This window comes from Prauserella flavalba, from assembly GCF_003202235.1.
GTDB classification, from domain to species: Bacteria; Actinomycetota; Actinomycetes; order Mycobacteriales; family Pseudonocardiaceae; genus Prauserella_A; species Prauserella_A flavalba.
Genome location: NZ_MASU01000026.1, coordinates 23,814 through 32,430 on the forward strand (window position 1 = coordinate 23,814; position 8,617 = coordinate 32,430).

Sequence of the window (8,617 nt, forward strand, 5' to 3'; positions counted from 1 at the left end):
CAAGCCCAGCAGGGACGCCTGCTGTTTCTGGTTCCGGGCCCGCGGAGTGCCTGGGGGAGGCTTCGCAACCACGCCAGGTAAGGCCGGGCTCTAAGACAATCCTGAGGTCGCATCGTTGGCTGGGAGCGGACTCCTCTATGTCCGTGCTCACTGGTTGGCCCTTCAGCTGAATGACGAGCCTACCGAGCGGCCGCTCGGCCTCACCACATGCGGCAAGGGTGCGCCGGAAGCGCGCGGCACCCAACGTGACGTGCACTTCCGGCAACCGACCACAACCACTACTCACGTCGAGGTCTGAGTCACCAACGGCAGGCATCTCCGACCTCTATCAACACATGACGTTACTGATTCACCCAGTGCTGGAGCCGAGGATGCGATCAGCCAACCATGCGCCGGGCGCCGATCAGGTGTCCGTCGCCCTCCATCGATCGCACATCGACGAGTTGACCCTCGGTCGGCGCATCGACCATCTTGCCCTCACCGACGTACATGCCGACATGGTGGATGTTGCTAGGGTTGCCAGTGCCGTCATCGTAGAACAGCAGGTCGCCGGGAAGCAGTGCGTCGAGGGAGACCGGCTTGCCCGCCCCCCATTGCTGCCGGCTGGTGCGCGGGATGTTGATGCCCGCCTGCGCATACGACCACGAGGTGAGACCCGAGCAGTCGAACTCGTTCGGACCGGTAGCCCCCCACTCGTACTCGGAACCACGCCGGGACAACGCAGCCTGGAGTGCGTCGTTGGCCGCGCCCGGAGGGCCGAGGTAACTGCCGGAGTCCTGCACCGTTTGAAGCTCTGCCTGCTCGGCCGTGCTGAGGTCGTCGAGGGCGGCCTCAACCTGTTCGATCTGTTCGTCGAGTCTTGCCTTGCGCCCCTCGAGCGTGCTCACAGCACGCTCTGCTTCGACCGCGGCTTTGCCCGCCCGCTCCTGCGCTTCAGCAGCAGCGTTGCGGGCTGCATTGGCCTGATCCCTAATGCCGCTGAGCCGGTTCAAGACATCGGAGTTGTTGTTCGCGAGCACGCCCAGAGCCGACATCTGGTCCAGAAACTCCTGGCTGGAGTCGCTGGTAAGGATCGCCGACCACCGAGCGATACGGCCATTGCGGAAACTCGTGGACGCAAGGATGTCAACCTCGTCCCGGAATGACATCTCCGCACGCTGTGCCTGCTGCAGGGCTTGGTTCGCCCTGGCGAGTGCGCCGTTGGCATCGGCCAACTCCGCCTGCCGGCGCGTGAGCTGATCTTGGGCTTCGGACAGGTCTTCCTCGGCATCCGCCGCTTGTGCGCCCAGCTCTTGATAGCGCTCCATGGCGTCCGATGTGCCGTCCTGTGGCTGCGCGCTGGCAGGGAACGGAGTCAACGCGATCGTCAGCGCCACTGTGGCGACGGCGGTCTTGCTGATGGCGAAGCGGCGTGGGTACGCAGTCACGAGTGCTGGATCTCCTGGTGGTGTCGGCATTGCTCGCAGGACCGCCCCGCCGGTCCGAGGTCACAGTAGAGTAACGCCGCCGATCTTGTCCACTAGGAGACCTAGTACTAGGCGGGATCAGAGATTCAGCTCACCGTCACAGCGCGGGGTTCCAGCCGGTCGGAGCGATTGAGCACATGCACGCCGGCCGCGCACATCCCGCCGACTGCGACGAGTGCCGCCCAAGGTACCCATGGTATTCCGCTGCTTCGTGCGAGATCAAGGGCCGCACCGGTGGCGAGATTACCGACCGCAATGCCGATACCGCAGATCGTGTTGTAAAGCCCGTAGTGAGTCGCGACGAACCGATCACCTGCCAGCGTGACGATGGTATCCATCTCGAATGGGAACACCACCACCGTGCCCAGTGTGAGCAGTGCGACGGATAGGGCCAGCGGCAGGAACGTCCAGACTTGACCCGGCGGGCTCGCCGCCGTGAGCAGCGGGGCGGTAAAGGCCAGGCCCATCAGCGATAGCCCTACGGTGAGGCACCGGCCATGATCCCAACGTTGGCGGCACCACGCGGTGATTCGCAGCTGCCCCACGATGGCAAGTATTCCGGATATTCCGAAAAGGATTCCTACCTCGACGGTCCCCACGGTTTCCGAGCCGGCAAGCCTACGTGTCTCCAGCGGCAGCGCCAAGTACACCTGAAATGACAGCACGTAGGAACCGATCATGGCTGCCGAGAACGCCAGGAACCGGCGGTTGGCCAGCGCGACGCGCCAACCGGCAAGCAGTGAGTCATGCGCGTCGCGCGAGCGGCGTTCCGGCAATGATCGGATCTGCAGAACGGTCAGAACCAGGAACACGGCCGCGGCGACCAGACACGTGAGCTGGAACGCCACACCGGTCAAGGCGAGTCCGATCAAGGGGCCCAAGAGAATGCCCGACTGATAGAACACGTTGAACAATGCGAAGGCCTCGACGCGGCGATCTCCGGCATCTGCGGCGACATACGCCCGTACAGCGGGGTTGAACAGTGCCCCCGCGAACCCAGTAGCCACTGATGCCACTAGTAGAGCGGGGACAGAGTCGACCAGCCCGAGCATCGCGAAGCCCCCGGTCCGCAGGGCACAGCCGGCGACAATGAGCGGCTTGTAGCCGAAGCGGTCGGCCAGGCTGCCACCGAGCAGGAACATCCCCTGCTGGGAGAAGTTGCGGGCGCCGAGGATCAGACCCACCATCCAGCCAGCGAGCCCCAGGCCGAGCGACAGGTGTGCCGCCAGATACGGCATCAGCATGTAGAAGCCGATGTTGATCGTGAACTGGTTGAGCGCAAGGAGCTGGACCGGCCGGTCAAACGAGCGGAACTGGCGAAGAACGTCGGTCATCGATTGGCTCCAGGAGTGGCTGCGACTGGGTCGACCACGGTCGTGCAGCGAGTCCAACGCTGGACCTCGCGTTCGCGGGGATGCGCGATTGTGTCAGGCTCGGCTGGTGGCGGTGCGTCCAGCAATCGGTGTTCGGCGCAGAAGGTGTCGTTGTAGACGGTGTCGAAGTAGCGTTGTGGACCGTCGGGGAAGATCGCGGCGATCCGAACGTCTGGGGACTGGGTACGTGCGAGCCAGCCCGCCACGAGGGCGACAGCGCCGACGCTCCAGCCACCGGTCGCGTACTGGGCGGCCGCGAGCCTGCGACAGGTGATCACAGATTCGCCCGGACTTACCCAATGCACCTCGTTGAACGCCTCGTAATCGACGTTGCGTGGATAGATGCTTGACCCTAGACCCCGCATCAGACGGGCACGCGCGGGCTGGCCGAAGATTGTCGAGCCGACCGTGTCGACGCCGACGAGCTGCAGGTTCGGGTTGACGCGGCGCAACTCCCGCGCCACGCCGGCCGAGTGTCCACCAGTGCCCACCGAGCAGACCAGCACATCGATTCGATCGAGCTGCGCGGTGAGTTCGCTGGCAAGCGGCGCGTAGGCGTCCACGTTGTCCGGGTTGTTGTACTGGTCCGGGCAGAACGATCCGGGGTTCTCGGCCAGCAACTGCGAGACCCGATCGCGGCGCGCCTGTTGCCACCCCCCGGTGGGGTGGGGACGGTCCACGATGTCGACGCGTGCCCCATAGGCGAGCAGCAGGCGGTGCACGATCGGCTCCATGCCCGGATCAGCGACGAGCGCTACCGGATGTCCATACACGATCCCGGCGAGCGCCAATCCGAGGCCGAGCGTGCCGCTGGTCGACTCGACGATCAGTCCGTCGGGACGTAGCGCGCCACAAGCGCGGGCGCGAGCGACCATGTGCAGGGCGGGGCGGTCCTTCATCCCGCCAGGGTTCTGACCTTCGAGTTTGGCCCAGAAGCCCTTGCCGTCGTGATTGAACGGCTCGTCGATCCACACCACCGGCGTATTGCCTACCGTTTCCGCGCGGCGGGCGCGCGCCTGGGCAGGCCGGAGCAGGACAGGCGAAAGCATTGAGTTTCCGTTTCTGTGGAGTGCTGAGTTGAGCTGGACGAAGCAGGACGAAGCCTGCGATCAGCGCCTCAACACGCACAGCGCGTGCAACACACCGCGTCCCCAGCAACCCTCGGGCGCGCACGATCGTATTCCGCAGCGCGGTGTTCGCGAGATTCTGCCAGCGGTGCCGCTTCTGCTGAGCAGCACCAGCGGCAACGCGACCGACACGAGAAGCGAACCGTCATGTGAACGTGATGGAGCGAGATACTGCGGATGTGCTGAGTGTTCCGAGTGTTCCGGGTCGGTCTCGTGCTCGCAGTTGTTCGACGATTGCTGGTGACCGTGTGTTGTGACAGCAGCATGTGCTTGATCGGCATGCTCGTGACCATCGATACACGGTGAGGTATGAAGCGCCAGGCACGCGAAGAGCACACCGAGCGCCAACCCGAGATGGGCATACACGCGTGCACGCGTCGCGTTCTGCTGACGTCTCACAGTTTCCACAACCTACCGGTGAACGCGTCGGATCAAGGGAGCCGGACGCCCCGTTCACCCGGTCGTGGGTCGGACTCATGTCGTGTCACAGTGCAGGTTTTCCTTTGCTGGGTAACAGGTTTACCGCGAATGCATCGTCTACTAGGCGCGATCGTAAGATCATCCACATGGGGTGGGCGCCGACCATGCTAGGGACATGAGTCGGGCGCACGCGCAGGTATGTGGCGCAGCGCACCACGTAGTCAACGAGTGCCCGTCATGCCGGCCGGGTTGATCTTGACGGGCACACCTGATGGTGGCTGTGCAGAGTCGCCGTTCCCTCTGGAAGATGTAGCAGGCCAGTGCGCTGCGACCTGGCTCGCAGCTCTGGGGAGTGAGGTGCTTGGCGTTCACGATATGGATTGCCAGGCGGAGGAGTCGAGTCATGGCGCAACCGAGCCCCGGCTCGTCAGTCCCGGGCGGGGGAGTGGAAATCGGACGACGTGCCGTTGACGTGCTCGCCCCGTTACCCGGTCGAGGCCGTCCGGCTATGCCCTTCTGCGGAACAACAACCGGCAATTAAACATCTGGTGACACTTGCTCGCGAGGCGATCGAGTCGCCGTTTACTGACCCGCCGCGCCGAGCGGGCCCCAGCCCGGCGCGTCGTACGGCCAACAGGATCGCCCCGATGAACTCGGGCGCCTCGGAAGCCAGGGTCGCAACCTTCAACTTCGTGGCCGCGAACCGCAGGTGTGAGCGAACGTCCTCGTGACCTCATAGTGATCACGTCACAGGGGTTCTCTAGACCGCGGATGGTGGAGGCGGATGTTGACCAGCCGCTCCAACGGTCCCCGCCCTAACCGGCGATGCCACATCATCGAGACCGCGATCGTACCCGTCGACAGTGCGGCAAGCGGCCAGTTCGAGGTGGGAGACTGGACCGAATCGGGGCCCAGCAAGGCGATCACGACGATCTGGCCGCTGTAGGCGGTCAACGGCATAGTCCCCGCGGCCGCGAGCGGGTAGCTCGTGATCAGACCCCAATGCCAACGGGCCAGTAGCAGGCATAGACCCAGGATCGCGACGGCCACGCCGAGTGCACCACCCATGGCGAAGGGGGAAGTGGCGTGAGGCCGTATGGCCAGGAGCACGCCGGGCCATAGTCTGGTGTCCGCACCGGCTGAGGACGCGAGCGCCGCTCCGCTCCCGTAAGCCAACGCGGCCATACCGCAGCCGGCGAACACCAGTCCGGCTTGAACATCACGTCGCGGGAGGGGTAGTCGGCTCAGGGCAAGGCCGGCTAGAAGGTAGCCACAGTAAGCTACTGCGGGGTAGTAGCCGGTGACGAGCTCGCCCACCAGGTAAGTATCGATCGTGGGCCCCGTTTGGCTGGTGAGCACCTGTCTCAGAGACGCAACAACCAGCGTGCCGAAGAGTAGTGCTGCCGCAGTGCCTACCCAAAGCGTGCGGGTGCGTGACCACAACAACGGCAACGCGAGGACGAACAACATGCCATAGGTTGGCAAGATCACCGCGACCGGCGACCCGGCTGTCATTAACACCAGGCCTAGTGCGCAGACCAGAACGGCGCGCAACGCGATTTGGACCCGCAGTGTCCCGCGCGTGTGGTCGGGCGCATTGCCCGTCAGTAGGCCGAGACCGACCCCGGCCAGCACTGCGAACAGCACGGCAGATCTCCCGTCGAAAATCCACATCCAACGCGCGCTCGCGCTGGTGGTGTCCGTTTTGTCGGCACCGAGGTGCGCGACGAGCATGCCGATGACCGCAACCCCTCGGGCTACGTCGACGCCGACCAGCCGGGGGCGAGCGGCGGCTGGCGGCGCAGCCACGCCAGCGTGTTGGTCCATGCTCGCTCCTGTGGGAATTGACTTTGTGGCCGGTGGAGCGAGTTGCCGCACCCCAGGCAGTGAAACCCGTACGATTTACTATCGTAGATAGTAGCTATGCGGCTTCGGTCGATGTCCTGGGCCTGTGTGATCCGCTTGGGCTTCGTTCTCATCGCTAGCGGGCCGGAGTTTGCGCTCACCCTTCAGCCAGGTGCCGAGATATCCGGTCGTGATGCGCCATCTCCGAGCCCTGGTCCCAGGTCTGTGTGAGCCGGACAGCCAATGGCAGCTGGCCGAAGCAGGTGGCGAGGGCGTCGCTGACCGCAGCGGCCGCGTGGCGATCGGGCAGGCGGACGAGCCGGAGGTAGCGGCTGGTGCGACAGACCAGCGTGGCGATCGCTGAGCGGTTGCCACGGCCGACGATGAGGTCGCCTTCCCAATCTCCGATCCGGGTCCTGTCCGCGACGACGGCCGGGCGCCGGTCGATCGGTGTGCCCGGGATGGTGAACCGCGGTCGGCGTTGGTCAGGGCGTCGACGGCGTTTGCGCAGCGGCCGACCGGTGCGCAGCCGCTTGGTCAGCTCGCGGGTGAGCCCGCCACGCCCGCCGAGATAAAGCGCCTGGTAGATGGTCTCGTGGCAGATGTGCCAGGCTCTCCGGCCCGGAAACTCGGTGCGCAGTCAGGCCGCAATCTGTTCCGGGCTCCATTCAAGCTCCAGCTTGGCCTGCACGTGAGCCCGAAGGTCAGCGTTGGCCAGCAGCCGGCCGCGGCGTGGTCGGCGAGCTCGCTCGCGGGCGCGGGCATGGGCTATGTCGCCGTCGTAGGCGCGATCGTAGGAGGCGGTGTTGCGTCGCAGTTCCGGCTGATCGTGGACGGCGAACGGTCCAGCTGGGCTGCGATCGCGCACACACCGAGACCGTCACGGCGCAGCGCGGCGATCCGCTGCCGCTCCAGCAGGGATAGGTACCTGCCCGAGTGGGCTCGTTCGGGCAGCGTCAACGGGGGTAGTCCGCCGTTTTCCGCTCGCCATCGATAACCGGTCTTACGGCCAATGCCCAGCTGCCGACACGCCTCAACCGTGCCCACACCAGCGGCCAGCAGCTGCCAGTACTCCGACTCGATCTCCAGCCTGCGCTTGCGTCCACGCCTACCCATCAACACCCCGTATTTGATCATGGAGTGTTGCGACGAGATCTAGAACCCAAGAGACCACCCGGGTCAAGGTTCGCGAAGCGTTGACACGAGCTAGTCGAGTTGATGTTCAACCAGGCCGAGGTGCATGCCTTCTACGCGGCCATCCACGACCACGAGTTCGACGCCTCGGCCTACATCCACGCGTAACACACGGCACGACGACGCCCCCTCGACCGTCTTGGCGGAAGTCATGGGGCGTCGCTGCCTCTGAGGCCGGTATCGTCGCTCAAGCAGGCACGGTGTCTCGCCGAGTCGTCAGGTCTTCCCCGGCGTACGGTCGGCCTGGAGTCGCCGGTCCGTACCACATCCCTACCTTCTCTCGCGTGGATTTCCTCATGACCGCCGCTCGACGGCACATCCTTGATCGCGATGTAGTCGGCCTCCACCGAGGTCGAGAACAATTGTCCGGACACGCGTGAACTGTCATGCCAGGTACGTCCCGTTCGGATACCGGACGACCAGGGTGCCGCGCTCAACAAGAATGTTGACGGCTCTCGTCACCGTCTGGGTACTCACGCCGTACTCGCGGGCGAGTACTGTTCTGCTGGACAACTGATCTTGGAACTCGCCAGATCCAATACGCTCCGCCAGGTGGTCGAGAACCTGCTTGTAGTCGTAGTCGATTCTCGATGGGTCGAGTGGATAGGTCGGCTTGGGACGAATCGGCATGACGTTGCCGCTGCCGCTGCCGTCCTGTTCAGGGTTCACGGTCGCCTCGCTCGATCTCTTCTTCACGGTCATGGGCAACCATGAACATTTGGCCGGCGAGTGACACGAGCGAGCCCGCCACGCGCTCAAGCTCGCGGTACCCATATGGGCGTTCAGCGGCCTGCAGGCGCTCAAGGGTACTCACCATGAATTCGCACTGCCTCTGTATCCAGTCATCTTGGTACTTGTCGTGCGCCTCGAACATGGCCTGCAGGAGCTCTGGGTCGTGTCCTTCAGCAGGTACCGGCGGCATGGAGTCCAGCCAGTCAGTCTGAACGAGCGCCCCGAGATCACGTCGTGCTTTTGCGACCTTGGCTTCATCCTGACGGTTCTCCAGCGCTCGCCAAAGGATCCACCAGTCGTATGGGGTCATCGGGGCGAAGCTCCAACCGCCCGCTCCGTAGAAGGTGTTCGCGTGCATCGACATGAGCTACCTCCTCATCTATCTTTGCAGGTCAGGATAGCAGCTCATATGGGCGCATATGAGCCCATGTAGGCAAGTAGTCGCACATCTGGGCCCTAA

General features: G+C 64.4%; 9 protein-coding genes. All 9 read right to left on the reverse strand.

Annotated elements, in window-relative coordinates; translation table 11 throughout:
• Window positions 1-377 precede the first annotated feature (377 nt).
• Window positions 378-1,427 (reverse strand): C40 family peptidase, encoded by a 1,050-nt coding sequence (locus BA062_RS38040; protein WP_228714198.1) that lies wholly within the window; start codon window positions 1,425-1,427, stop codon window positions 378-380.
• A 125-nt stretch (window positions 1,428-1,552) separates the two neighbouring features.
• Complete coding sequence (locus tag BA062_RS38045; protein ID WP_110343962.1) at window positions 1,553-2,800, reverse strand: MDR family MFS transporter; 1,248 nt, start codon at window positions 2,798-2,800, stop codon at window positions 1,553-1,555.
• Entirely contained in the window at window positions 2,797-3,888 is a 1,092-nt protein-coding gene (locus BA062_RS38050) for a PLP-dependent cysteine synthase family protein (protein ID WP_110343963.1), read from the reverse strand. Before BA062_RS38050 ends, BA062_RS38045 begins: the two co-directional genes overlap by 4 nt.
• 1,245 nt (window positions 3,889-5,133) lie before the next feature.
• Entirely contained in the window at window positions 5,134-6,213 is a 1,080-nt protein-coding gene (locus BA062_RS38055; protein WP_110343964.1) for a heparan-alpha-glucosaminide N-acetyltransferase domain-containing protein, read from the reverse strand.
• A gap of 175 nt (window positions 6,214-6,388) precedes the next feature.
• Entirely contained in the window at window positions 6,389-6,871 is a 483-nt protein-coding gene (locus BA062_RS41505; protein ID WP_110343965.1) for an IS30 family transposase, read from the reverse strand.
• The gene (locus BA062_RS40085) at window positions 6,872-7,099 is read right to left on the reverse strand and encodes a hypothetical protein (protein ID WP_168214205.1); all 228 of its coding nucleotides are present in this window, start codon (window positions 7,097-7,099) and stop codon (window positions 6,872-6,874) included.
• Window positions 7,000-7,368, reverse strand: coding sequence for a helix-turn-helix domain-containing protein (locus BA062_RS41510; RefSeq protein ID WP_110343966.1), 369 nt, complete (start codon window positions 7,366-7,368; stop codon window positions 7,000-7,002). The genes BA062_RS40085 and BA062_RS41510 overlap by 100 nt, the downstream gene beginning before the upstream one ends.
• A 441-nt stretch (window positions 7,369-7,809) precedes the next feature.
• Window positions 7,810-8,127: a GntR family transcriptional regulator gene (locus BA062_RS38070; protein ID WP_228714199.1), complete on the reverse strand. Its 318-nt coding sequence runs from the start codon at window positions 8,125-8,127 to the stop codon at window positions 7,810-7,812.
• On the reverse strand, window positions 8,084-8,521 hold the full coding sequence (locus BA062_RS38075) for a hypothetical protein (RefSeq protein WP_110343967.1): 438 nt from the start codon (window positions 8,519-8,521) through the stop codon (window positions 8,084-8,086). Before BA062_RS38075 ends, BA062_RS38070 begins: the two co-directional genes overlap by 44 nt.
• Window positions 8,522-8,617: the final 96 nt, after the last annotated feature.

Coding starts and splice junctions, on each gene's coding strand:
- BA062_RS38075 (WP_110343967.1), bottom strand. CDS start 8,521: ATGTCGATGCACGCGAACACCTTCTACGGAGCGGGCGGTTGGAGCTTC.
- BA062_RS38070 (WP_228714199.1), bottom strand. CDS start 8,127: ATGACCGTGAAGAAGAGATCGAGCGAGGCGACCGTGAACCCTGAACAG.
- BA062_RS41510 (WP_110343966.1), bottom strand. CDS start 7,368: ATGATCAAATACGGGGTGTTGATGGGTAGGCGTGGACGCAAGCGCAGG.
- BA062_RS38050 (WP_110343963.1), bottom strand. CDS start 3,888: ATGCTTTCGCCTGTCCTGCTCCGGCCTGCCCAGGCGCGCGCCCGCCGC.
- BA062_RS38055 (WP_110343964.1), bottom strand. CDS start 6,213: ATGGACCAACACGCTGGCGTGGCTGCGCCGCCAGCCGCCGCTCGCCCC.
- BA062_RS38045 (WP_110343962.1), bottom strand. CDS start 2,800: ATGACCGACGTTCTTCGCCAGTTCCGCTCGTTTGACCGGCCGGTCCAG.